Genomic DNA, 24,647 nt, shown 5'->3' on the forward strand with positions numbered 1-24,647 from the left:
GCTCCTCACCGGCCGCACGGCCGTTGAAGCCATGGTCACCCCTCGGGCGCCCCCGCCGCTACTGTCCGCGTGCCTGCAATGAGGCGAGATAGGCGTTGTACGCCTTCAGCTCCTGGTCGCCGTCACGGTCGGCGGCGCGGTCCGAGCGCTTGGCGGTCCGTTGTTCGGAGCGGTACCACTGGAAGACCAGCGCGATCAGCACGAGCACCGACGGGATCTCGCTGAACGCCCACGCGATGCCGCCGGCGACCGACTGGTCGCTCAGGCCGTCGATGCCGAGGGAGGCCGGAGGGTTCTCGTAGACCTTCACCATCGGCTGGCTCGCCATCATGAGGGCGATACCGAAGAACGCGTGGAACGGCATGCCCGCGAAGAGCTCCAGCATCCGCATGACGTATCCGGGCCGGTGCGGGCCCGGGTCGACCCCCATGATCGGCCAGAAGAACACCAGGCCGACCGCGAGGAAGTGCACCATCATCGTGAGATGGCCGGCCTTCGATCCCATCAGGAAGTCGAACAGCGGGGTGAAGTAGAGCCCGTACAGACTCGCGATGAAGAGCGGGATCGTGAACGCCGGGTGCGTGATGATCTTCATGTAGCGGCTGTGCAGCAGCTTCAGGAGCAGCTCACGCGGACCCGTCCGCCCCCGCCCGGCGACCGGCAGGGCCCGCAGGGCCAGCGTCACGGGCGCGCCGAGCAGCAGCAGGATCGGCGAGACCATGCTGATGACCATGTGCTGCACCATGTGCACGCTGAACATGACCATGCCGTAGTCGTTGAGCCCGGTGCACATCACCAGCGCGATGGACAGCACGCCGATGACGAAGAAGACGATCCGGTTCACCGGCCACTTGTCGCCCCGCACGCGCAGCCGCACGACCCCGTACCCGTACAGGGCGAGTGCGAGGACGCAGCCGATCAGGAAGACCGGGTCCGCGGAGAACTCGAGCCCCCGCCCCAGCGTGAACGGCGGCAGATCCATGTTCATGCCGTGCCCGCTGTGATCCATCTGTTCACTCCCGCTGGGGACGTCCCCGTTTCGTGCCGGTTGTCCGGACCAGACTAGAACCGCCCCCGGCCGCTGATGCGGCCGGGGGCGGTTCACGGGGCGTCGTGGCGTTAGAGAACGACCTGTGCCTCGGCGTAGCGCTCGGCCGGGACCGTCTTGAGGGTCTCCACGGCCGCCGCCAGCGGGACCATCGTGATGTCGGTGCCGTGCAGGGCCGTCATCATGCCGAACTCACCGCGGTGGGCCGCCTCCACCGCGTGCCACCCGAAGCGGGTGGCGAGGACGCGGTCGTACGCGGTCGGGGTGCCGCCGCGCTGGACGTGGCCCAGTATGACGGGGCGGGCCTCCTTGCCGAGGCGGTGCTCCAGCTCGCCGGAGAGCTGCGTGGCGACTCCCGCGAACCGCTCGTGGCCGTAGATGTCCTTGGTGCCCTGGTTGAAGTCCATGGAGCCCTCGCGCGGCTTGGCGCCCTCGGCCACCACGACGATGGCGAACTTCTTGCCGTCCGAGAAGCGCCGGCCGACGAGCTCGGTCAGCTCCTCGATGTCGAAGGGCCGCTCGGGGACGACGATGGCGTGCGCGCCGGCCGCCATGCCCGAGTGCAGGGCGATCCAGCCTGTGTGGCGGCCCATGACCTCGACGATCAGCACCCGCTGGTGCGACTCAGCCGTCGTCTTCAGGCGGTCCAGGGCGTCGGTCGCGACTCCGACCGCCGTGTCGAACCCGAAGGTGACGTCGGTGGAGGCGATGTCGTTGTCGATGGTCTTCGGCACACCGACGATGGGCAGCCCGGCCTCGGACAACAGGTTGGCGGCCTTCAGCGTGCCCTCGCCGCCGATCGGGATGATCGCGTCCAGGCCGAGGTCGGCCACGTGGCCCCTGGCCCGCTCCACACCGTCACGCAGGTGCGCGGGCTGCACGCGGGAGGAGCCGAGGATCGTGCCGCCGCGGGCGAGGATGCCGCCCACCGCGTCGAGGTCGAGCTTGCGGTAGTCGCACTCGAGGAGGCCCTTCCACCCGTCGTGGAAGCCGATGACCTCGTCGCCGTGGTCGACCACCGCGCGGTGCACGACGGAACGGATGACGGCGTTGAGGCCGGGGCAGTCGCCGCCGGAGGTGAGCACACCAATTCGCATTGCCCGGGAAACCTTTGCAACGTGGGCCGACGCCGGACCACGTCGTCCGGTTGGATCCCCGCCACCCTACCGGCGCCGGGTGGCCGTACCGAACCCACTGTCCGACTGCTGGACGGCCCTCGGATGTACGAGGGCCGCGGACGTGCCGGACCGGCCCGCGGGGGGCCGGTCCGGCACGGTGTGTCAGGCGGGCTGCGTCGCCGCCGAGATGCGTTCGGCGCGCAGCGCCTCGTACCACCGGTCGTCGCTCGGCGGCAGGGCGTTCACGTCCAGGGCCAGCTTCAGCAGGTGGTCCGCGATCAGCGGATTCCGCGCCAGCACCGGACCGTGCATGTAGGTGCCGAACACGGTGTCGTTGTACGCGCCCTCCGTGCCGTCACCCGTGCCGTTGCCCCGGCCGAGCCGGACCCGCGCGAACGGGCGGGCCGACGGCCCGAGGTGGGTGACGCCCTGGTGGTTCTCGAAACCGGTCAGGGGCGGCAGTCCCAGATTCGGGTCGATGTCACCGAGGACGTCGCCGACGCAGCGTGCGCCCTCGCCCCGGGTGGAGACGACGTCGAGCAGCCCGAGGCCGGGCTCGCGCTCGCCGAGGTCGTTGATGAACTCGTGGCCGAGGATCTGGTACCCCGCGCAGACGGAGAAGATGATCGCGCCGTTCGACGCGGCCCTGCTCAGTCCGCCGTCGCGGCGCAGCCGCTCCGCGGCGAGCCGCTGAGGCCGGTCCTCACCGCCCCCGATGAGGTAGATGTCGCCCGATGTCGGGATGGGCTGGTCGCTGCGCACGTCCACGCGCGACACGTCGAGGCCGCGCTGCCGTGCCCGGCGCTCCACGACCAGGGCGTTGCCCTGGTCGCCGTAGGTGCTGAGGAGGTCCGGGTAGACCCACACCAGCCGCAGGCTGTTGTTGCTCATGCTTCGTCCTCTCCGGGGGGAGCCCGCGCGGGGGTCAGTTGCCGACACGACGGCGCAGATCCTGGAAGGCGGTGTAGTTGGCGATGACCTCGATGCGGCCGGGCGGAGCCATCTGGACGGCCTCGTCCAGGTTCTCGCACACGCGGAAGTCGAGTCCGGCCACTTCGAGCCGGACCGCCAGGTCCAGCTTGCGGTCGCCGAGCACGAAGATCGGGTGGCCGTAGAGCTGGGTGTAGTCGACGTCCCACAGCCAGGAGGTGTCCGTGCCGTCGGCGCCGCGCGCGTTCACCGAGAGGATGACCGGGGTGGGCGGCGGGTCGATCAGGGAGAACGTCTCGAGCCAGCCCGCCGGGTTCTTCGCCAGCAGGAGCCGGAGCTCGCGGCCGAGGAAGGACACGACGTCGTAGCGGCCCGCCACCGCCTGCACCTGGTACATGCGCTCCAGCGCGACCTGCGGCGGGACGCCGAAGACGGCGGCCACGGCGGCGGAGCTCGTGGCGTTGGCCTTGTTGGCCCGGCCGGGGAGCTGCAGGTGGATCGGCCATGCGGAACCGTGCGGGTCCAGGACGTAGTCACCGTTGAGCGCCCAGCTCGGCGCGGGGCGCCGGAAGCCGCACTCGCCGCAGAACCAGTCGTCGCCCGGGCGCTGCATCACACCGCCGCAGGACGGGCAGGACCAGGCGTCGTCCTTCCACGCCTGTCCCGCCGCGACCCACACCACGTTGGGGGAGGAGGAAGCGGCCCAGACGATCAGCGGGTCGTCGGCGTTGGCCACGATCACGGCCTTGGAGCCCGACAGGCCCTCCCGCCACTTCTCGGCCAGCATCCGGGTCTCCGCCGCGCGGTCCAGCTGGTCGCGGGAGAGGTTGAGCAGCGCGATCACCTTCGGGGTCGTGTCGCGCGCCACGCCGGCGAGGTACTTCTCGTCGACCTCGATCACGCCGTACCTGGCGTCCGAGCCGCCCGCCAGCGCGGAGGTGATCCCCGCGGGCATGTTCGCCCCGAGCGCGTTCGACACGACGGGTCCCGCGGCCCTCAGCGCCTCCGCGATCAGCCGGGTCGTGGTCGTCTTGCCGTTCGTCGCGGACACGAGGATCACGTCCAGGTGCTGCGCCAGCCGCCCGAGCAGGTCGGGGTCGAGCTTGAGCGCCACCCGGCCGCCGATCACCGATCCGCTGCCGCGCCCCGCAGCGCGCGACACCGCCGCCGCGGCCTTGCCCGCCGTCACGGCGAGCTTGGCCCGCGGCGACAACGGCTCCGTGTTGCCTGCCATCGTCCTAGATCCTCCTTGCGTCAGTCCGCGCCCAGCCTATCGATGTCCGGCGCCGCGACCGCACCTCGGCACCACGCGGAACGTGGAGGTCACGTGGAACGTACGCTTCTCCCCATGCGAAACCGCCCGATCCCCGGCAGTTCCGGACGCGTTCGCGCCATGAGCCTGTTCGGCGCACCCGTGCTCCACAGCCCGTGCGACGACGTGACCGACTTCGGGCCGTCGCTCGCCCGGCTGGTGGAGGACATGTTCGCCACCATGTACGCCGCGAACGGCGTCGGGCTCGCCGCGAACCAGATCGGCGTCCCGCTCAGGGTGTTCGTCTTCGACTGCCCGGACGACGACGAGGTCCGGCACCTGGGCCATGTGGTCAATCCCGTGCTCGTCGAGGCGGACGGGATCACCGTACGCGGACCGGAGGGCTGTCTGTCGCTCCCCGGCCTCGAAGCGGGTACGCCTCGTTTCGACCATGCCGTGGTCGAGGGGCGCGGCGTGACGGGTGAGCCGGTGCGGATCACGGGCACGGGCTGGTTCGCCCGCTGCCTGCAGCACGAGTGCGACCACCTCGACGGCCGCGTCTACACGGACCGGCTGACCGGCTTCCGGCGCACCAGGGCGCTGCGGGCCGTCCGGCGCGCCTCGTGGGGGCGCACGGACACCGCCTGAGCCGCGTCCGGGCGGATCTCAGAACCCCTGGCCGCCCGGACGGTCGCCGGCGTCGGCCAGCCTGCCCCAGAGCAGATCGGCGAGGCTGCGCACCAACTGCTCGCGCGAGCAGGGGCGGTCGCCCAGCCACCAGTCCCCGGCCGCGTGCATCATGCCGACGATGCCGTGGCCCCAGATGCGTGCCATCTGTTCGCCGTCCGGTCCGAGGTCGACCCGTTCCATGATGACTTTGCCCAGCTCCTCGCCGAGGCGGCGCAGCAGCGGGGCCGAGTGCCGGCCGACGTCGAAGCCCTGCTCGGGGGAGGGCGCCGCGTCGTCCGAGGGGTGCATGAGGAAGCGGTAGACCTGCGGGCGCGCCTCGATTGCCGCCAGGTAGGTGTCCAGGGTCGCCTCGACGCGTTCGCGGCGCTCGGAGGGGGCGTCCAGGGCGGCCCTGAGAGCGCTGAGGAGTGCGTCGGTGTGGCGCTTGGCCAGGGCGCGGTACAGGCCGCCCTTGTCGCCGAAGTGCCGGTAGAGGATGGGCTTCGTGATCCCGGCCTCGGCGGCGATCGCGTTCATCGAGGCCTTCGGGCCGTCCCTGAGCACCACTCGGTCCGCCGCTTCCAGCAGCTCCCTGCGGCGCCGTTCCGCCGCTGTTCGCTGCCGTTCGGCCCCTCGTGCGGTCTCCATGTCGTCTCTCCCGCCCCACCCGGCTGTCCTCGATCTCGTCACGCCCGGGCAACGTAACACCCTGCTCAGCCGTGCGTTGATCGGCCGCCGGGCGGTTGACAGAAGCTACTTGCTGGTAACAGACTGTTGTTACCGCTAGTAACGGGTTTTCCGGATGTGCATGGAGGGAACATGGCCGAGTTCGCGCTCGAGCTCAACGACGATCAGAAGCAGGTCCGTGACTGGTTGCACGGATTCGCCGCCGACGTGATCCGGCCGGCCGCTTCGGAGTGGGACGAGCGTGAGGAAACGCCGTGGCCCGTCATCCAGGAGGCGGCCAAGGTCGGCATCTACTCCCTCGACTTCTACGCCCAGCAGTTCTTCGACCCCACCGGCCTCGGCATTCCCATGGCGATGGAGGAGCTGTTCTGGGGCGACGCGGGAATCGCCCTGTCGATCGTCGGTACGGGCCTGGCGGCCGTGGGCGTCCTCGCCAACGGCACCGAGGAGCAGATCGGCACCTGGATACCCCAGATGTACGGTGACGCCGACGACGTCAAGGTCGCCGCCTTCTGCTCCTCCGAGCCCGACGCCGGTTCGGACGTGGCGTCGATGCGCACCCGCGCGGTGTACGACGAGGCCAAGGACGAGTGGGTGCTCAACGGCACCAAGACCTGGGCGACCAACGGCGGTATCGCCAACGTCCACGTCGTCGTCGCGGTGGTCGATCCCGAGCTCGGTTCGAAGGGCCACGCCTCCTTCATCGTCCCGCCGGCCACCCCCGGCCTGTCGCAGGGCCAGAAGTTCAAGAAGCACGGCATCCGCGCCTCGCACACCGCCGAGGTCGTCCTGGAGGACGTGCGGATCCCCGGCCACTGCCTGCTGGGCGGCAAGGAGAAGCTCGACGAGCGTCTGGCCCGTGCCCGCGAGCGCGCGAGGTCCGGTGGCGAGCGCCTCAAGAACGCGGCGATGGCCACCTTCGAGGCGTCGCGCCCGGCCGTCGGTGCCATGGCGGTCGGCACCGCCCGGGCCGCCTACGAGGTCGCCCTCGACTACGCCATGACCCGGACCCAGTTCGGCCGCCCGATCATCGACAACCAGGGCATCGCCTTCCAGCTGGCCGACATGCGTACGCAGATCGACGCCGCGCGCCTCCTCGTCTGGCGCGCCTCCTGGATGGCGAGCGCCGGGAAGCCGTTCACCGCGGCCGAGGGGTCGATGTCGAAGCTCTACGCGAGCGAGACGGCCAAGAAGGTCACCGCGCAGGCCGTGCAGATCCTGGGCGGAAACGGCTTCACCCGCGAGTACCCGGTCGAGCGCATGCACCGTGACGCCGCGATCTACACCATCTTCGAGGGCACGAGCGAGATCCAGCGTCTGGTGATCGCCCGCACCCTGTCCGGGATGCCGATCCGCTAGGGCTCGCGCCCGGGCGCGACGAGGGCCGGACCGCCATGACGGTCCGGCCCTCGTGCGCGTCTCTCCCGCTAGCGCGGCAGGTTCGCCTCGATGACGGCCACGACCTCGGCGGCCTCCGGCTCGGTGCGGGGGCGGATCCGGGCGACCGGCTCACCGGCCGGGGAGATCAGGAACTTCTCGAAGTTCCACTGCACGTCACCGGCCGCGCCCTCGGAATCGGCGAGCTTCGTCAGCTCCGTGTAGAGCGGGTGCCGGTTCTCACCGTTGACGTCGACCTTCTCCAGCAGGGGGAAGCTGACCCCGTACGTCGTCGAGCAGAACGTCTGGATCTCCTCCGCCGTGCCCGGCTCCTGGCCGGCGAACTGGTTGCAGGGCACCCCGAGAACCGTGAACCCGCGGTCCCCGTAGGCCTTCTGGAGGTTCTCCAGGCCGGCGTACTGGGGCGTGAGCCCGCACTTGGAGGCGACGTTCACCAGCAGGACGGCCGAGCCCTTGTGGGCGCCCAGGGTCGTCGGCTCGCCGGTGAGCGTGCGCAGCGGGATGTCGTGCAGCGTCATGGAATGTCTCCTCGATAAGCGTGGCGTCGCTCCATTGTGACGCGCCTCAGCCGGAGACCTCGGGGCGGCCGAGCGCCCGGTAGTAGAAGGTGGTGGCTCTGAGCGCCCCGTAGGGGTCCGCCGCGTAGTCCGGGACCGATCCGCACGGCGTCCAGCCCTCGGACCGGTACAGGCGCTCGGCGTCGCTTCCCGTCTCGGTGTCCAGTACCAGCAGGGTCAGTCCCGCCGCGGCCGCCCACTCCTCGACGGCGGCGAGAAGCGCGCGGCCGATGCCCCGGCCGCGCGCCGAGGGCCGGACCACGAGTTTCGCGACCTCGGCACGGTGGGCGGCATTGGGCAGCGCCGTCCTGGCGAGGCTGATCGTGCCGACGACCTGTGTGTCGTCCCGGGCGATCCAGACCTGCTGGCTGCCCGACTCGACGGCGGCGGCCCGCTCCCGCCACCAGGCGGCCGCGCTCGTCCGCTCCAGTGGCGCGAGGAATCCCACGGAGGCGCCGCCTTCCACGGCCTCGATCAGCAGGGTGGCGAGCTCATCGGCGTACGTGACCAGCTCGGGGCCGGACACGGAGACGATCTCGGTCATGAAGCGGGTCCTCCCCGCGCTCCGGGCGCGACAGCGTGGAGCGGCCCACGCCCGCCCGGCCGCTCAGCGCGTCGCGGGGACCAGCCGCGTTCGCCGCGCAGTGCGGTCGGCCGGGCCGCGAGCCGCGCGTCGACGGAGTCCCGCGACTCCGCGTTTCTCATGTCCGGGAGCGTATCCGGGCCGGGACGAAGGTGTGCACGTCCGTGTGCCGATCGGGTGAGGGCGTGCCAATCTGGGTAAAAGAAACATAAGCCGCATATCGGTGAGTTCACGCCGACGTCGGCGGCGCAATCGAGGAGGCCGAGATGGCTGGAAGCATGAGCGGGACGCGAGCGGGTCACGATTCCGGCAGCGGGCGTGGGGTCGCCGCGACCGGCTGGACCGTCTTCGCGGCAGTCATGATGATCTTCGGTGGGGCGCTCGCCATCTTCGAGGGGATCGCCGCCATCGCCAAGGACGACCTGTTCGTCTCGACCAGCAACTACGTCTTCAAGTTCAGCCTGACCGGCTGGGGCTGGGTCCACCTCATCCTCGGCATCGTCGTCGTGCTCGCCGGTCTCGCCCTGTTCACCGGGGCCTTCTGGGCCCGCGCCGTCGGGGTCCTGCTCGCGGGGCTGCTGGCCGTCGCCAACTTCCTGTGGCTCCCGTACTACCCGCTGTGGTCGATCGTCCTGATCGCGATCAACGTCTTCGTCATCTGGGCGCTCTGCTCGCCCCGGAAGGACGTTCGAGCCTGAGCACGAGGACGTAGGAGACCACCACGGAGACGATGACGAGCGGCATGACGGTGATGCCCTCGCGTCCCAGCAGGAGCGTGGCGAGCAGGACCGATGTCATGGGCAGCCGGAGCATCGCCACGCACATGGCTCCGATGCCCATCGCGAAACCGGAGGTGGCGTTCAGGCCGGGCAGGTGCGAGAGCGCCAGCCCGCCTGCCGCGCCGAGGAACATCGACGGGAAGATGGGGCCGCCCCTGAAGGCGCTCAGCGACGCGGAGTAGGCGAGTGACTTGCAGACGACCAGGACGAGCAGCGTCGTGACCGTGTAGGTGGCGTCCTCGGCGAGCAGGCTGCCGAGGTCGTCCTGGCCCGAGAAGAGCACTTCGGTGGCATCCCTGCCCGTGCTCTCGGCGTAGAGGAGGGCCAGCACTCCCACGGTCAGGCCCATCACCACGGTCGCGACGACCCGCCGCTGCGCGACCCGGTCCCGCAGGGACAGGGACAGCCGCTTGATCCCCGTGCCGGCGAGCGCCGCCGCCACTCCGAGGACGAGCGCCCAGCCGAACTCGGCGAACGTCGGCTGCGGGGTGTGGGGCACGTGCGGCAGGGTCAGGGAGTACGTCCCCAGGCCGGTCCACGAGCCCAGGCCGATGAAGATGAGCGAACCGATGCCGGAGGCCAGCAGTCCGGGCACGAGGACGAGGCCCAGCATCATCCCGGCGAGCCCGGACGCCTCCATCAGCAGGAACGCACCGAGAAGCGGTGAGCCGAGCAGTGCGCTGATGGCGGCGAAGCTGCCGGCCGCCGCCACCATCGCGCCCGCGCGCGGCTCGATGCCAGGCTTCAGCAGGTGAGCCGCGTACGCGGCGAGTCCGCCGCCGAGGGCGATGAGAGGTGCCTCGGGGCCGAGGACCACGCCGAGCCCGAGCGACGCCAGCGCGGCGAGCGCCACCCCGGGAAGCTGCGCGGCGGTCGGCGCCCCCGAATTGACGAACCCCTCGGCCGGCTCGTGTCCACCCGTCCCGGGCAGGTAACGGACGGCCAGCCCGGTGAGCAGACCCGACACGGCGAGCAGAGGCACCGGCCACCACGACGGTGCGCCGTCGAAGCCCAGCCCGCGGGGGAGGTCCTCGAAGGTCAGGGTCTCCAGTTCATGGACGAGGGCGAGGAACCCGAACGCCGCAGCGGAGAGGGGGACTCCGAGGAGTGCCACCATGATCAGCAGCACCGCGTATCCCCGGGTGCGGACCACCGTGAGCGGATCGGGGGCCTCCGCGCCGGGTGCTCCGACCGGTTCGGCCGACATGGTCATGGTCTCCTCGGTGTCGGGTCCCGGCCGGGGCGTTCCGCCCGGCGGGGGTCCACACGGTGATACCACGATGTCCGCTTATGTCTGTGATGTACCCGCTGTCGAGTGGCAGCGAATGCGGGTCCGCTACGCAGCGCCCTCGTGGGCGGCCGGAAGTCTGCCGGCGGACACCGCGTCGACCAGCGCCCGGTGGTCCCTCTCGTTCTGGTCGGCGTAGAGCTCGGCGAACGTCACCAGGGCCCGGTCGAACACGTCGCCGCGGCCGAGGTAGGCCGCGATGGCGATGCGGTCGCCGGACCGCGCGTGGGCACGGGCCAGCGTCGAGCCGCACAGCTCTCCGAAGGCGGACATGCCGCGCGGCAGCATCAGTTCCGGCTCGGCGATGCCCTTCCAGTCACGCAGCTGGCGCAGGTAGAAGTCCCGGCGCTTCCCGTCGAACCCCTCCACCCGCTCCCAGCCCAGGAAGATGTCACCCGCGGCCTGCATCAGACGCTGGCCGGCGACCACCCGCTCGCCCTGGTTCCGGTAGGCGCTCGCCCCCGCGTGCGGCGCGAGCACGGAGGTGTCCGCCTCCTTCGCCTGGAGGAAGAGCGGGTCCCCGCCGTCCCTGCCGAGCAGCAGGATGATCCAGCAGCGCGTCCCGACGCTGCCCACGCCCACGACCTTGCGGGCCAGGTCCACCGGCTCGAAGTCGCCGAGCAGGGCACGCCGGTCCGAGGGCAGGCTGCGGCCGTAGCGCCGCAGGAGCCTGCGGAACTGGCCCTCCGTCGCCCGGCGTTCCGCGTCGGGCAGCAGATCGGCGACCGGCACGATCAGGGGCGGGTCCGCCGCGATCCTGAGCCTTCCGCCGCTCACCTCGGTGAGCTTGCCGAACGCCTGCAGACTGTCCCGGGTGCGGGCCTTCGCGGTCGCCCTCGCCACCTGCTTGCGGCCCCTCGCCGCGAGTTTCTCCGTGGCCACCGTCCGCAGGTGGTCCACATCGGTCTTCGTGTACCAGACATCGAGATTCCGCATGGCGGCGAACCTGATCATCGACTCCCTGTACGAGCGCACGGTGGCCCGCACGATGCGGGCCCGCTCCTTGTCCGGGAACCCATTGGCCCGGCCGGCGATGACGAGACTGGTCGCCAGGCGCTTGACGTCCCATTCCCAGGGCCCGGGCAGGGTCTCGTCGAAGTCGTTGATGTCGAAGAGGAGATTGCGCTCGGGGGAGGCGAGCAGCCGGAAGTTCAGCAGGTGCGCGTCACCGCAGAGCTGGGCCCTGATCCCGGAGGCCGGAGTGCCGGCGAGGTCGGAGGCCATGATCGCGGCCGCTCCCCGGTAGAAGCGGAACGGCGACTCCGTCATGCGGGCGTACCGGATCGGGACCAGCTCCCGAACCCGGGCCGCCGACTGGGCCTCCAGAAGGCCCAGCGGATCCGGCCGGCCCGCCGGAGGGTCGTACGTGCGATGGCTGGACCGGGGGGCCGCTTTGCGGGCGGCCCTGCCGAGCTCGGCCCGTTCCCGCGGTGTCGCACCCGGAGCGGCGCGGAGCGGTGAAATGGGTTCCTGGGGCATGACGGCCCTCCTGGCGGCTTGCGAGGCCGTGGGGGGCGGCCCGCACCCCTCCATCATCACGGGTCCGCCCGCTTCCGGCCGCTCGGCGCGGTCCCGGCCGCCCTCAGACGCGGGGCTCGCGACGGATTCCGCCCAGGCCCGCACGCCGCCAGATCGCCCGCTGGAACCTGAGCGCGCCCGCGCCCACCACGATGAGGACCGAGATGTTGACCAGCAGCTGGACGAGCGACCCCCACGCCTCCGACCAACTGGCGAAGGCCGTGGAGACACTGATGGCAGCGGCCGCCGGGATCGTCGTCACGGAGATGAACACTCCGAGCAGGGCGCTCGTACGGGCTTCGGTGAGCGAGACGATGCCGACGACGCCGGCGAGCGCCGCGACGGCGAACGAGAAGAAGTTGGGGGTGTTGATCAGGTCGGAGACGGGCCGCAGTCCCCGGTCGAACGCGGCCGACTGAAGCCCGAAGCCGCGGATCAGCAGACTGAAGAGAAAGGTGATCACGACCGTCAGCAGCAGGCCCGCGCCCAGGGCGGACATTCCTCTGCGGACCATGGCCCGGTCCCTGCGGTCGATCCCCAGCGCCACCGCGACGATGGCCCCGTACTCGGGTCCGACGACCATCGCGCCGACGATCAGGATCTGGGAGTTGGTCACGATGCCGACGGAGCCGATCAGGCCCGCGACGACCAGGTAGAAGTAGAAACTCGGAGGGTATCTGCCACCGGACCGGATGCGGGCTTCCACCTGCTCCCAGACAGGCGCGTCGACCAGCTTCCCGAGGCCGCGCACCGCGTCGTCCACGGCCCTGCCGGGGAACGACAGGTCGACGGACTCGACGACGACGGAGCCGCGCCGGTCGACCTGGAGCTCCCGCAGGCCGTGCAGGACCCCGTTCGCCGCCCCGGTCAGCACGTCGCAGGCGACGGAGTCACCGTCGGGGCCGCGCGCGGCACCCCGCAGGACGACCAGGTTCAGGACGTACGGATCACCGGCGAGGAACTCCTCCACCCTCCCTGTGAGGTCAGGAGGGCTGACGGCCCGGACGTGGATCATGTCCACGCCGCACCTCCGTGCGGCCGGGGGAGCGGCTTCGGTCCCGGCGCCGGTCGGGTGTTCTCGCGGTGATATGCCACAGATCGGACGGTCATGGACCGATACCCTCCCACAGCGGTACGGGGTCCCACGGGCTATCCGCAGCCGCGTGAGCGGGTGTCGGTGCGGCTCGACGCCGACCGGTCCGCCGCAGCGCGCCGCGGGGGTGCACCCGCCTCCGCCGCACCACGGCGGCCGGGCTCCCGACCGGGCACCGCGGACCGAGCGGCACCGCTCGCCGTCCCCCGCGTCCCCGCGGCTTGAGAGGATCATCCCGTGGAGTCCCCCGAGCCCTTCCCCGAATTCCCGGAGCCGCAGGCCGGGCCCGCGCCCGCACCGGGCCGCCGCGCCGTGCGCTGCGCCCTGTGCGGACGCCCCCTCACCGGAGCGGAGTCCCGCCGAGCCGGTCTCGGGCCCGCCTGCGACGCCAAACTGCACCCGGCGGGCCCGGACATCCGGACCCGTCGGCACGAGGTGGACCAGGACCCGCTGCCCGGGATCTGACCCGCCGCCCGCCTACGAGGCGTCGAGACGGCGGAAGAGCCCCTCCTGCACCACGGACACCAGCAACTGACCCTGGCGGTCGTAGATCCGGCCCCTGGCCAGCCCCCGGCCCCCCGTGGCGATCGGCGACTCCTGGTCGTACAGGAACCACTCGTCGGCCCGGAACGGCCGGTGGAACCACATGGCGTGGTCGAGGGACGCCATGTCGAAGCCGCGCGGCCCCCACAGCGGCTCGACCGGGATGCGCACCGCGTCCAGCAGCGTCATGTCGCTCGCGTACGTCAGCGCGCACGTGTGCACCAGCGGATCGTCGCCCAGCGGGCCGACCGCGCGCATCCACACCGCGCTGCGCGGGTCCGCGCCCTTGATCTCCTCCTGCGACCAGCGCAGCCGGTCCACGTAGCGGATGTCGAAGGGCTGGCGCCGCGCCATCCGCTCCAGCGCCTCCGGCAGACCGCCCAGGTGCTCGCGCACCTCGTCGGCCACCGTCGGCAGGTCCTCGGGGTCCGGCACCGTGCGGGCGGGCGGCAGCTGGTGCTCGAAGCCGGCCTCCTCCGGACGGTGGAAGGACGCCGTCAGGTTGAAGATCGTCCGGCCCTGCTGCACGGCCGTGACCCGGCGCGTGGTGAAGGAACGGCCGTCCCGCACCCGCTCCACGTCGTACACGATCGGCACGCCGGGGCGCCCCGGCCGCAGGAAGTACGCGTGCAGCGAGTGCACCGGACGGTCCCCGTCCGTGGTGCGGCCTGCCGCGACCAGCGCCTGGCCCGCGACCTGTCCTCCGAAGACCCTTTGCAGGGACTCCTCGGGGCTCCGGCCGCGGAAGATGTTGACCTCGATCCGCTCCAGGTCGAGCAGCTCGACCAGGCTGTCGGCGGGGTTCGTCATGCGGTTGCTCTCCACTCTTCCGGCCGGTGCGCCGTCACAGCTGACCCACGGCCGTGACCCGGACGACTGCCCGGCCCTCCTCGTCGGAGGCCGCGAGATCGACCTCCGCACTGATACCCCAGTCGTGGTCCCCGGCCGGGTCGGCGAACGCCTGCCACACCCGCCACAGCCCGTGACCGGGGTCCTCGTCGATCTTCAGCAGCTTCGGCCCGCGGGCGTCCGGACCGGTGCCCAGCTCCTCGTGGGCGTCCCAGTAGGCGTCCATCGCCTCGCCCCACGCGTCCTCGTCCCAGCCCGCGTCGGCGTCCAGCTCACCCAGGTCCCGGACCCGGTCCAGGGCCGCCAGCTCGACCCGGCGGAACATCGCGTTGCGCACCAGGACCCGGAAGGCGCGGGCGTTGGCCGTGACCGGCTTGACCTCGTCGGCGCGTTCCTGCGCCTGCTCCGCGGTCTCCACCTCCGGATTGGCCAGCTGCTCCCACTCGTCCAGGAGACTGGAGTCCACCTGGCGCACCATCTCGCCCAGCCAGGCGATCAGGTCCTCCAGGTCCTCGGACTTCAGGTCGTCGGGGATGGTGTGCTCAAGCGCCTTGTAGGCGCTCGCCAGATAACGCAGCACGATGCCCTCGGTGCGGGCCAGCTCGTAGTTCGAGGTGAACTCCGTGAAGGTCATGGCCCGTTCGTACATGTCCCGGATCACCGACTTCGGCGACACCGGGTGGTCGCCGACCCACGGGTGGCTCGTGCGGTACACGTCGTAGGCGTGCCACAGCAGCTCGCTCAGCGGTTTGGGGTAGGTGACCTCCTGGAGCCGCTCCATGCGCTCCTCGTACTCGACGCCGTCCGCCTTCATCTGCCCGACGGCCTCGCCCCGCGCCTTGTTCTGCTGGGCGGCCAGGATCTGCCGCGGGTCGTCGAGCGTCGACTCGACCACCGAGACCATGTCCAGGGCGTACGAGGGGGATTCGGCGTCCAGCAGGTCGAACGAGGCCAGAGCGAACGTCGACAGGGGCTGGTTGAGCGCGAAGTCCTGCTGCAGGTCGACGGTGAGCCGCACGATCCGGCCCTCGGCGTCGGGCGTGTCGAGCCGTTCCACCACACCGCCGTCGAGCAGCGAGCGGTAGATCGCGATGGCCCGGCGGATGTGCCGCAACTGGGCGCGGCGCGGCTCGTGGTTGTCCTCCAGCAGCCGGCGCATCGCCGTGAAGGCGTTGCCCGGCCGGGCGATGACCGACAGGAGCATCGTGTGCGTGACCCGGAAGCGCGAGGTCAGCGGCTCCGGATCCGAGGTGATCAGCTTGTCGAAGGTGGTCTCCGACCAGGCGACGAAGCCCTCGGGGGCCTTCTTGCGGACCACCTTGCGCTTCTTCTTGGGGTCGTCCCCGGCCTTCTTGACGGCCTTCTCGTTCTCGATGACGTGCTCGGGCGCCTGCGCCACGACGAAGCCCGCCGTGTCGAACCCGGCCCGGCCGGCGCGGCCCGCGATCTGGTGGAACTCCCGCGCGCGCAGCGTACGCACCCGGGTTCCGTCGTATTTGGTGAGTGCCGTGAACAGCACCGTGCGGATGGGGACGTTGACGCCGACACCGAGCGTGTCCGTCCCGCAGATCACCTTCAGCAGGCCCGCCTGCGCCAGCTTCTCGACGAGGCGGCGGTACTTGGGGAGCATGCCCGCGTGGTGCACCCCGATCCCGTGGCGCACGTACCGCGAGAGGTTCTGGCCGAACTTGGTGGTGAAGCGGAAGTTGCCGATCAGGTCGGCGATCTTCTCCTTCTCCTCCTTGCTGCACATGTTGATGCTCATCAGCGACTGGGCTCGCTCGACCGCCGCGGCCTGCGTGAAGTGCACGATGTAGACCGGCGACTGCCTGGTGTCGAGCAGCTCGGTCAGCGTCTCGGTGATGGGCGTCAGCCGGTACTCGTAGCTCAGCGGCACCGGCCGTGTCGCGGAACGCACCACCGACGTCGGGCGTCCGGTGCGGCGGGTGAGGTCCTTCTCGAACATCGAGACGTCGCCGAGGGTCGCCGACATCAGTACGAACTGTGCCTGCGGCAGTTCCAGCAGCGGGATCTGCCAGGCCCAGCCCCGGTCGGGCTCGGCGTAGAAGTGGAACTCGTCCATCACGACCTGGCCGATGTCGGCGTACTTGCCGTCACGCAGCGCGATCGAGGCGAGGACCTCGGCCGTGCAGCAGATCACCGGCGCGTCCGCGTTGACCGAGGCGTCGCCCGTCAGCATGCCGACGTTCTCCGTGCCGAAGAGCTTGCACAGGTCGAAGAACTTCTCCGAGACCAGCGCCTTGATCGGCGCGGTGTAGAACGTGACCTTGTCCTGGGCCAGAGCGGTGAAGTGCGCGCCCGCGGCGACCAGGCTCTTCCCCGAGCCCGTGGGCGTGGAGAGGATCACGTTCGCCCCGGAGACCACCTCGATCAGCGCCTCCTCCTGAGCCGGGTAGAGGGTGATGCCCTGCGATTCGGTCCATGACGAGAAGGACTCGAAGAGGGCGTCCGGGTCGGCGGTCGGGGGGAGCTGATCGATAAGGGTCACGTGCCCATCTTGCCTGCCTCCGGCCCGGATGAGGGAACCGGAGGACCGCGCGAAGATCACGGACGATACGCTTCCCACTCAACTCGGCCGCCTCGCACAGACAATGGCGGCCCGGCCGTGACACACGGCCGAACCACGATGGGGGCGGGAAAAAGCCATGATGGGACCGGCACACTCTCTGTCAGGGGCGGCGGCCTGGCTGGGGGTGGGTGCCGCGGCCGCAGCCGCGGGTCACGCGATGCCCTGGCCCGTGCTGGTCGTCGGGGCCCTGATCACCGCCGGTGCCGCACTCGCCCCGGACCTCGACCACAAGTCGGCCACGATCTCGCGCGCCTTCGGTCCCGTCTCCAAGGCGCTCTGCGAGATCGTCGACAAGCTCTCGTACGCCGTCTACAAAGCGACGAAGGGACCCGGCGACCCGCGCAGGACCGGCGGCCACCGCACCCTCACCCACACCTGGCTGTGGGCGGTGCTGACCGGTGCCACCGCCTCGGCCGCCGCGGTGTTCGGCGGCCGGTGGGCCGTCCTGGCGATCCTCTTCGTCCACCTCGTCCTCGCCGTCGAAGGGCTCCTCTGGCGGGCTGCCAGGGTCTCCAGCGACGTCCTCGTGTGGCTGCTCGGGGCGACCAGCGCCTGGATCCTGGCCGGAGTCCTCGACAAGCAGGGCAACGGTGCGAGCTGGCTCTTCGACGCCCCCGGTCAGGAGTACCTCTGGCTGGGACTCCCGATCGTGCTCGGCGCCCTCGTCCACGACATCGGCGACGCGCTCACCGTGTCGGGCTGCCCGATCCTCTGGCCCATCCCGCTCGGCCGTAAGCGCTGGTACGCGCTCGGCCCGCCCAAGTTCATGCGCTTCCGCGCCGGCAGCTGGGTGGAGATCAAGGTACTGATGCCGGCGTTCATGATCCTCGGGGGTGTGGGCGCGGCGGCCGCCCTCAACGTCATCTGACGCCACGGCCGCCCCGGGGTCCGGTACGGGGCACGCCGCGAATCCCCGGGTGCGGAGCGCGGCGGCGGTTCCGGGGGCGGCGGACGCGGCGGCGTAGCACCATGGCCGCATGCTGCTCGCCCGGCTCGCCCACGTGTCCCTGGAGGTGGCCGCGACGTCGGCCCGCACCCGGAAGACCGCCCTCCTCGCCGCCCTCTTCCGGGAGACGGGGCCCGACGACGTCCCGGTCGTCATCCCGTACCTCGCCGGCCGCCTCCCGCAGGGGCGGCTCGGGATCGGCTGGAGCACGCTGCGCGGCGACGTGACGCCCGCCGTGACCCCCACGCTGACCGTGACCGGGACGGACGCGGAGCTCACCGCGATCGGCGCGCTGAAGGGCACCGGCTCGCAGACCGCCCGCAAGGAACGTCTGACGGCGCTGTTCGGCGCCGCCACCGCGGAGGAGCAGCGTTTCCTGCGGGCCCTGCTCACCGGTGAGGTGCGCCAGGGAGCACTGGACGCCGTGGCGGTCGAGGCCCTCGCCGACGCGGCGGGCGCGCCGGCCGCCGAGGTCAGGCGCGCCGTGATGCTCGCGGGCTCGCTGGGAGACGTCGCCCGAGCGCTCCTCTCGCGGGGCCCGGGCGCCCTGGCGTCCTTCCGGCTCACCGTCGGCCGCCCGGTCCAGCCGATGCTCGCGCACACCGCGCGCTCGGTCCTCGAAGCCGTCGACAAGCTCGGCCCCTGCGCGGTGGAGGAGAAGCTGGACGGGATCCGCGTGCAGGTCCACAGGGACGGCACGAGCGTGCGGGCGTACACCCGAACGCTCGACGACATCACGGACCGGCTGCCCGAGCTCGCGACGGCCGTGGCCGGATTCCCCGCCGGCCGGTTCATCCTCGACGGCGAGGTGATCGCCCTCGGCGCCGACGGCAGACCCCGGCCCTTCCAGGAGACCGCCGGACGCGTGGGCTCCCGCCGCGACGTCGCGGACGCCGCCGAGACCGTCCCCGTCGTCCCCGTCTTCTTCGACGTCCTGTCCGTGGACGGGCGCGACCTGCTGGACCTGCCCTTCGCCGACCGTCACAGGGAACTGGCCGCTCTCGTGCCGGAACCGATGCGGGTACGGCGTGCCGTCGTGGAGGACACCGGGGACGAGGGCCTGAGGGCCGCCGCGGTGGCGTTCTCCGAGGACACCCTGGCCCGCGGGCACGAGGGCGTCGTGGTCAAGGGCCTGGGGGCGTCCTACAGCGCGGGCCGGCGCGGCGCGTCCTGGCTGAAGGTGAAACCCGTGCACACGCTGGACCTGGTCGTCCTGGCCGCCGAATGGGGGCACGGCAGGCGCACCGGGAAGCTCTCCAACCTGCATCTGGGGGCACGCCGCGAGGACGGCACCTTCGCGATGCTCGGCAAGACCTTCAAGGGACTCACCGACACCATGCTCGGCTGGCAGACCGAACGTCTCCGGGAACTCTCCACCGGCGACGACGGACATGTCGTCACCGTGCGCCCGGAACTCGTCGTGGAGATCGCCTACGACGGGCTCCAGCGCTCCACCCGCTATCCGGCCGGCGTCACACTGCGGTTCGCCCGTGTCCTGCGCTACCGCGAGGACAAGCGCGCCGAGGAGGCCGACACGGTCGAGACGGTGCTCTCGCGCCGTGCCTGACGGTCCTCCCGGACACGACCGGGGCTCCCGCCCCGGCGGCTCGGTCCGGGGGCCGCGCTGCGGCGTATCAGCCCCGGGCGTCCACCCCGGCCGTGCGGGCGTGCAGCTCCTCCGGGGAGAGGTAGGCGTCGGTGTACTCGAAGTCGCGCAGGGTCGCCTGCTTGCGGGCCTGGAAGCCGGTGCGCACGAAGTCGTCACCCGCGATCGCGTTCAGCAGCCAGTTCGTCATGACGCGCGTCTTGGCGACATTGGTCCGCAGCGCCGCCCAGTGGTAGCCGCGGGCCGCCACCTGGGCGGGCAGACCCTTCAGCTCGATGCCCAGCGGCTTCGAGACCGCGTCCCGGCCGCCGAGGTCCACGACCAGACCGAGGTCCTTGTGGACGTACGGCTGCAGCGTGCCGCCCCGCAGCGACGCGATGATGTTGTCCGCGAGCTTCCGGCCCTGCCGCATGGCGTGCTGGGCGGTGGGCGGGCAGATCGCGTCGCCGCCCTTCGCCAGGTCGGGGACCGCCGCCGAGTCGCCGAGCGCGAACACCCCGTCGGCCCCCGGCAGGGTCATCTCCGGTGTCACCGCGAGCCTGCCGCGCACCGTCTCCGCGCCGAGGGTGGCGATCAGCGGACTGGCCGCGACCCCGGCGGTCCAGATCAGCGTGCGGCAGGGCAGCACCCGGCCGTCCGTGAACGTCACCTTGTCCGGGCCCGCCTCCGCGACGGACACACCGAGCGAGACCTCGATGCCGCGCCTGCGCAGGATCTCCAGGGCACTGGTTCCGAGCTTGTCACCGAGTTCCGGCATCAGCTTCGGCGCGATGTCGATCAGGTGCCACTTGATCAGCTTCGGGTCCAGCCTGGGGTAGTGCTTGACGGCGTTGGTGGTGAGCAGCTGCAGACACGCGGCCGTCTCCGTACCGGCGTAACCGCCCCCGACCACGACGAACTGGAGCCTGGACGCCCGCTCCTCCTCGTCCTGGCTGGCGTCGGCCAGATCCAGCTGGGAGATGACGTGGTCGCGGATGTAGGCGGCCTCCGCCAGGGTCTTCATGCCCCTGGCGTTCTCGACGAGCCCCGGGATGTCGAACGTCCTGGTGACGCTGCCGGCGGCGAGCACGATGTAGTCGTACGGCTCGTTCACGATCTCGTCGGTGATCTTGCGGACCACGCAGACCTTGGCCTTCGTGTCCACTCCGATGGCCCCGCCGGGCACGATCCGGGTGCGGTGCCGCCTGCTGCGGCGCAGGGACACCGCAACCGACTGCGGGGTGAGCACTCCGGAGGCGACCTGTGGCAGCAGCGGCAGGTAGAGCTGGTACGAGAACGGGGTGACGAGCGCGATCTCCGCCTCGCCCGGGGCGAGGGTGCGTTCCAGCCTGCGCACGCACTCGACCCCGGCGAAGCCGGCGCCGACAACGAGAATCCTGGGTCGTGCCACGGTGTGCGTCCCTTCTCGGGCTTACGCGGTCATCGCTCGCCTGCCCCGTATCCGGAGCCAGTCACCCCTCATCCTCACCGGACGGGACCGAGTTCGCCTCCCGTGCGGCCCGGCGGTACCGGCGGGTGGAACCCGCCGGTACCGCCGGGCCCCCGACCGCGTCCGCTCAGCCGTGCCAGGAGCGCCACAGCGCCGCGTACGCACCGTCCGCCGCCACGAGCGCGTCATGGCTGCCCAGCTCACTGATCCGGCCGTCCTCGACCACCGCGATCACGTCGGCGTCGTGCGCGGTGTGCAGCCGGTGCGCGATCGCCACGACCGTACGGCCGTCGAGCACCTTGGCCAGCGAACGCTCCAGGTGGCGCGCCGCCCGGGGATCGAGCAGGGACGTCGCCTCGTCCAGCACCAGCGTGTGCGGGTCCGCCAGCACGAGCCGCGCCAGCGCGATCTGCTGTGCCTGCGCCGGGGTGAGGACCAGACCGCCGGAGCCGACCTCGGAGTCCAGCCCCTTCTCCAGGGCACGGGCCCAGCCGTCCGCGTCCACCGCGGCCAGCGACGCCCACAGCTCCGCGTCCTGCGCGTCCGTACGGGCCAGCAGGAGGTTGTCCCGGAGCGAACCCACGAACACGTGGTGCTCCTGGTTGACGAGGGCGACGTGGGACCGCACCCGCTCCGCCGTCATGCGGGACAGCTCGGCGCCGCCCAGGGTGACCTCGCCGGTCCGGGGGGCGTAGATCCCCGCCAGCAGACGGCCCAGGGTGGACTTGCCCGCACCGGAGGGCCCGACCAGCGCCAGCCGGGTGCCCGGAGCGACCTCCAGGGACACCTGGTGCAGGACGTCCACGCCGGCGCGGTACCCGAACCGCACCCCGTCCGCCCTGACCTCACGGCCGTCCGGCCCGACCAGCTCGTCACCGGCGTCCGGCTCGATCTCCCGGACGCCGACCAGACGTGCCAACGACACCTGGGCGACCTGGAGTTCGTCGTACCAACGCAGGATCAGGCCCAGCGGGTCCACCATCATCTGCGCCAGCAGCGCACCCGTCGTCAGCTGTCCGACGGTGATCCAGTCCTCCATCACGAACCAGCCGCCCAGCAGCAGCACCGAGCCGAGGATCGTGACGTAGGTGGCGTTGATGACCGGGAAGAGCACCGAGCGCAGGAACAGCGTGTACCGCTCCCAGGCCGTCCACTCCGCCACCCGCCGGTCCGACAGCGCGATCCTGCGGGCGCCCAGCCGGTGGGACTCCACGGTCCGGCCGGCGTCCACGGTCTCGGCGAGCGCCGCCGCGACCGCCGCGTATCCGGCGGCCTCCGAGCGGTACGCCGACGGCGCGCGGCGGAAGTACCAGCGGCAGCCGATCACGAGCACCGGGAGTGCGATCAGCACGGCGAGCGCGAGAGGCGGGGCCGTGACCGCGAGCGCGCCGAGCAGCAGTCCGGCCCAGACCACCCCGATCGCCAGTTGCGGCACGGCCTCACGCATCGCGTTGGCGAGCCGGTCGATGTCCGTCGTGATCCTGGACAGAAGATCCCCGGTACCGGCCCGCTCCAGGACACCGGGCGGCAGCCCCACGGAGCGCACGAGGAAGTCCTCGCGCAGATCGGCGAGCATCTCCTCGCCGAGCATGGCACCGCGCAGCCGCATGGTCCGGGTGAACACGGTCTGTACGATCAGCGCCACGGCGAACACCGCCACGGTGCGCTCCAGATGCAGGTCCGTCACCCCGTCGGACAGGTCCTCGACCAGCCCGCCCAGCAGGTAGGGCCCGGTGATCGAGGCGATCACCGCGACGGCGTTGACCGCGATCAGCACCGCGAACGCCCTGCGGTGGCGCCTCAGCAGCGCGCGCACGTACGCCCGTACCGTCGCCGGCGTTCCCACGGGCAGGGTCGTCGCCGACTCGGGGGCGGCCGGGTCGTACGCCGGTGGAGCCACGCCGATCATGCTCTCTCCTCGATCTCATCGGCCGTCCGGACCTGCCGGAGGCCGTCGACGACGGCGAGACCGTCCCGCACCCCCGACGCGGCTGTCTCGTCCTCGGTCTCGCGGGTGACGACCGCGCGGTAACGCGGTTCGTCCCGCAGCAGTTCGCGATGGGTGCCGGCGGCCACGACGGTGCCCTCGTGCACCAGCACGACACGGTCCGCCAGGTCCAGCAGCAGCGGGGACGACGCGAAGGCCACCGTGGTGCGGCCCCGGCGCAGCCGTTCGACACCGGCCGCGACCCTGGCCTCCGTGTGCGAGTCGACGGCCGACGTCGGCTCGTCCAGTACGAGCGCCTCCGGATCGGTGACCAGCGAGCGCGCCAGCGCGAGCCGTTGCCTCTGACCGCCCGACAGCGACCTGCCGCGCTCGGTGATACGGGTGTCCATGGGGTCGCCCGCGGTGTCGGCCGACGCCTGTGCCAGCGCGTCCAGCACATCTCCGCACTGGGCGGCGTCGAGCGCGTCGCCCGGCCGGACGTCACCGGACGACGGTACGTCCAGCAGCTCGCGCAGCGTTCCCGAGAGCAGCACCGGGTCCTTGTCCTGAACCAGCACCGCGGCCCGCGCCGCCGCGAGCGGCAGGTCGTCCAGCGGAACACCGCCGAGCAGCACGGAGGGAGCCGGAGCGGACCCGTCGCCCTCTCCGGCGTGTCCGCCGAGCCGTTCGGCGAGCCTGCCCGCCTCGTCGGGATCGCCGCAGACCACCGCTGTGAACAGGCCCTGCGGCGCCATGAGCCCGGTCACCGGGTCGTACAGGTCGCCCCGGGGCGCGGCGTCGAACGTGGAGGTCCGGGTGGTGCGGTGCAGCGAGAGGACCCGCACCGCCCGCTGCGCGGAAGGCCGCGAGAAGGAGTACGCCATCGCGATCTCCTCCACGTTGCGCAGCGGGAACAGCATCAGCGTCGCCGCACTGTAGACCGTGACCAGCTGGCCGATGTCGATGCGGCCGTCCCTGGCCAGCGTCGCCCCGTACCAGACCAGCGAGATCAGCAGCACACCCGGCAGGAACACCTGGACCGCGGAGATGGCGGCCCACATGCGCGCGCTGCGCACGGCGGCTTCCCGGACCTCCTGGGAAGCCCGCCGGTAGCGTCCGAGGAACAGGTCCTCGCCGCCGATCCCGCGCAGCACCCGCAGCCCGGCCACCGTGTCGGAGGCCAGCTCGGTGGCCCGGCCCGCCTTCTCGCGCTGGAGATCCGCCCTGCGCGTGGCCCGGGGGAGCAGCGGAAGAACGGCCAGGGCGAGGACGGGAGTGGCGATCGCGACCAGTACGCCGAGCGACGGCAGGTAGAGGACCAGCCCGACGCAGATCAGCACCAGTGCCGTGGCCGCGGCGGCGAAACGGGACAGCGCCTCGACGAACCAGCCGATCTTCTCGACGTCACCGGTCGAGACGGCGACCACTTCACCCGCCGCCACCCGCCGGGTGAGGGCCGAACCCAGTTCGGCGGTCTTGCGGGCCAGCAGCTGCTGCACGCGTGCGGCGGCCGTGATCCAGTTGGTGACCGCGGTGCGGTGGAGCATGGTGTCGCCCACGGCGATGAGGACACCGAGAGCGAGCAGGAGCCCGCCGGCCAGCGCCAGGTCGCGGCCGGAACGGTCGATGACTGCCTGGACCGCGAACCCCACGGTGAGCGGGAGGCCAGCGATCGCGCAGTGGTGGAGCAGCCCCCAGGACAGTGACTTGAGCTGCCCGGTGAGCTGACTCCTTCCCAGCCAGAACAGGAAACGGGGTCCGGACCGGACATCAGGATCGCCGGGATCGGAGTACGGAAGATCGCGAATCTGCATGTCGTCCCAGGAATCGGATGGCG

At 71.5% G+C, this 24,647-nt stretch carries 21 protein-coding genes; 6 read left to right on the top strand and 15 right to left on the bottom strand.

Going from position 1 to position 24,647, the window contains the following annotated elements; translation table 11 throughout:
• Positions 1–58 precede the first annotated feature (58 nt).
• From ACFYY2_RS30010 to ACFYY2_RS30025, 4 genes are all read right to left on the bottom strand, one after another.
• Complete coding sequence (locus ACFYY2_RS30010) at positions 59–1,009, bottom strand: cytochrome c oxidase assembly protein (protein WP_388748797.1); 951 nt, start codon at positions 1,007–1,009, stop codon at positions 59–61.
• Between the two features lie 110 nt (positions 1,010–1,119).
• Positions 1,120–2,145, bottom strand: coding sequence for a 6-phosphofructokinase (locus ACFYY2_RS30015; protein WP_327121014.1), 1,026 nt, complete (start codon positions 2,143–2,145; stop codon positions 1,120–1,122).
• Positions 2,146–2,328: 183 nt separating this feature from the next.
• Positions 2,329–3,057 (bottom strand): glutamine amidotransferase, encoded by a 729-nt coding sequence (locus ACFYY2_RS30020; RefSeq protein WP_329035151.1) that lies wholly within the window; start codon positions 3,055–3,057, stop codon positions 2,329–2,331.
• 34 nt (positions 3,058–3,091) lie between these two features.
• On the bottom strand, positions 3,092–4,330 hold the full coding sequence (locus ACFYY2_RS30025; protein ID WP_329035149.1) for a MurT ligase domain-containing protein: 1,239 nt from the start codon (positions 4,328–4,330) through the stop codon (positions 3,092–3,094).
• 114 nt (positions 4,331–4,444) lie between these two features.
• Between ACFYY2_RS30025 and def the strand changes: the two genes are divergently transcribed.
• Positions 4,445–4,996, top strand: a complete 552-nt coding sequence (def, locus tag ACFYY2_RS30030; protein WP_388748800.1) for a peptide deformylase — start codon at positions 4,445–4,447, stop codon at positions 4,994–4,996.
• 18 nt (positions 4,997–5,014) lie between these two features.
• Here def and ACFYY2_RS30035 read toward each other — a convergent pair whose 3' ends face one another.
• Complete coding sequence (locus ACFYY2_RS30035) at positions 5,015–5,665, bottom strand: TetR family transcriptional regulator (protein ID WP_388748802.1); 651 nt, start codon at positions 5,663–5,665, stop codon at positions 5,015–5,017.
• 171 nt (positions 5,666–5,836) lie between these two features.
• Between ACFYY2_RS30035 and ACFYY2_RS30040 the strand changes: the two genes are divergently transcribed.
• Positions 5,837–7,063 (top strand): acyl-CoA dehydrogenase family protein, encoded by a 1,227-nt coding sequence (locus tag ACFYY2_RS30040; RefSeq protein WP_388748804.1) that lies wholly within the window; start codon positions 5,837–5,839, stop codon positions 7,061–7,063.
• A 68-nt stretch (positions 7,064–7,131) separates the two neighbouring features.
• On the opposite strand, the gene ACFYY2_RS30045 is transcribed toward ACFYY2_RS30040, so the two are convergent.
• A complete protein-coding gene (locus ACFYY2_RS30045) occupies positions 7,132–7,620 on the bottom strand; it encodes a glutathione peroxidase (RefSeq protein WP_388748806.1) in 489 nt (162 codons plus the stop codon).
• Between the two features lie 46 nt (positions 7,621–7,666).
• Entirely contained in the window at positions 7,667–8,203 is a 537-nt protein-coding gene (locus ACFYY2_RS30050) for a GNAT family N-acetyltransferase (protein WP_388748808.1), read from the bottom strand.
• Between the two features lie 305 nt (positions 8,204–8,508).
• Here ACFYY2_RS30050 and ACFYY2_RS30055 point away from each other — a divergent pair, with 305 nt between their 5' ends.
• Complete coding sequence (locus ACFYY2_RS30055; RefSeq protein ID WP_388748809.1) at positions 8,509–8,940, top strand: hypothetical protein; 432 nt, start codon at positions 8,509–8,511, stop codon at positions 8,938–8,940.
• Here the strand turns inward: ACFYY2_RS30055 and ACFYY2_RS30060 are convergent.
• The 3 genes from ACFYY2_RS30060 to ACFYY2_RS30070 all read right to left on the bottom strand — a co-directional run bounded on the left by ACFYY2_RS30060 (position 8,897) and on the right by ACFYY2_RS30070 (position 12,848).
• Positions 8,897–10,228 (bottom strand): chloride channel protein, encoded by a 1,332-nt coding sequence (locus ACFYY2_RS30060; protein WP_388748810.1) that lies wholly within the window; start codon positions 10,226–10,228, stop codon positions 8,897–8,899. The genes ACFYY2_RS30055 and ACFYY2_RS30060 overlap by 44 nt on opposite strands.
• Before the next feature lie 129 nt (positions 10,229–10,357).
• On the bottom strand, positions 10,358–11,788 hold the full coding sequence (locus tag ACFYY2_RS30065; RefSeq protein WP_388748811.1) for a DUF2252 domain-containing protein: 1,431 nt from the start codon (positions 11,786–11,788) through the stop codon (positions 10,358–10,360).
• 103 nt (positions 11,789–11,891) lie between these two features.
• The gene (locus ACFYY2_RS30070) at positions 11,892–12,848 is read right to left on the bottom strand and encodes a DUF389 domain-containing protein (protein WP_388748812.1); all 957 of its coding nucleotides are present in this window, start codon (positions 12,846–12,848) and stop codon (positions 11,892–11,894) included.
• Positions 12,849–13,157: 309 nt separating this feature from the next.
• Between ACFYY2_RS30070 and ACFYY2_RS30075 the strand changes: the two genes are divergently transcribed.
• Positions 13,158–13,385 (top strand): DUF6011 domain-containing protein, encoded by a 228-nt coding sequence (locus tag ACFYY2_RS30075; protein WP_388748813.1) that lies wholly within the window; start codon positions 13,158–13,160, stop codon positions 13,383–13,385.
• A gap of 12 nt (positions 13,386–13,397) precedes the next feature.
• Here ACFYY2_RS30075 and ACFYY2_RS30080 read toward each other — a convergent pair whose 3' ends face one another.
• Positions 13,398–14,273, bottom strand: coding sequence for an acyl-CoA thioesterase II (locus ACFYY2_RS30080; RefSeq protein ID WP_329035131.1), 876 nt, complete (start codon positions 14,271–14,273; stop codon positions 13,398–13,400).
• A gap of 34 nt (positions 14,274–14,307) precedes the next feature.
• Positions 14,308–16,821, bottom strand: coding sequence for a DEAD/DEAH box helicase (locus ACFYY2_RS30085; RefSeq protein ID WP_388748814.1), 2,514 nt, complete (start codon positions 16,819–16,821; stop codon positions 14,308–14,310).
• Between the two features lie 157 nt (positions 16,822–16,978).
• Between ACFYY2_RS30085 and ACFYY2_RS30090 the strand changes: the two genes are divergently transcribed.
• The gene (locus tag ACFYY2_RS30090; RefSeq protein WP_388748816.1) at positions 16,979–17,770 is read left to right on the top strand and encodes a metal-dependent hydrolase; all 792 of its coding nucleotides are present in this window, start codon (positions 16,979–16,981) and stop codon (positions 17,768–17,770) included.
• Between the two features lie 109 nt (positions 17,771–17,879).
• Positions 17,880–19,415 (top strand): ATP-dependent DNA ligase, encoded by a 1,536-nt coding sequence (locus tag ACFYY2_RS30095; protein ID WP_388748818.1) that lies wholly within the window; start codon positions 17,880–17,882, stop codon positions 19,413–19,415.
• 67 nt (positions 19,416–19,482) lie between these two features.
• On the opposite strand, the gene ACFYY2_RS30100 is transcribed toward ACFYY2_RS30095, so the two are convergent.
• The 3 genes from ACFYY2_RS30100 to ACFYY2_RS30110 all read right to left on the bottom strand — a co-directional run bounded on the left by ACFYY2_RS30100 (position 19,483) and on the right by ACFYY2_RS30110 (position 24,624).
• The gene (locus ACFYY2_RS30100) at positions 19,483–20,844 is read right to left on the bottom strand and encodes an NAD(P)/FAD-dependent oxidoreductase (protein ID WP_388748820.1); all 1,362 of its coding nucleotides are present in this window, start codon (positions 20,842–20,844) and stop codon (positions 19,483–19,485) included.
• Positions 20,845–21,010: 166 nt separating this feature from the next.
• Positions 21,011–22,792 (bottom strand): ABC transporter ATP-binding protein, encoded by a 1,782-nt coding sequence (locus tag ACFYY2_RS30105; protein ID WP_388748822.1) that lies wholly within the window; start codon positions 22,790–22,792, stop codon positions 21,011–21,013.
• Positions 22,789–24,624, bottom strand: coding sequence for an ABC transporter transmembrane domain-containing protein (locus ACFYY2_RS30110; RefSeq protein ID WP_388748824.1), 1,836 nt, complete (start codon positions 24,622–24,624; stop codon positions 22,789–22,791). Before ACFYY2_RS30110 ends, ACFYY2_RS30105 begins: the two co-directional genes overlap by 4 nt.
• Between the last annotated feature and the right edge of the window lie 23 nt (positions 24,625–24,647).

The sequence above is a fragment of the Streptomyces sp. NPDC001822 genome, from assembly GCF_042892135.1.
Lineage (GTDB): Bacteria > Actinomycetota > Actinomycetes > Streptomycetales > Streptomycetaceae > Streptomyces.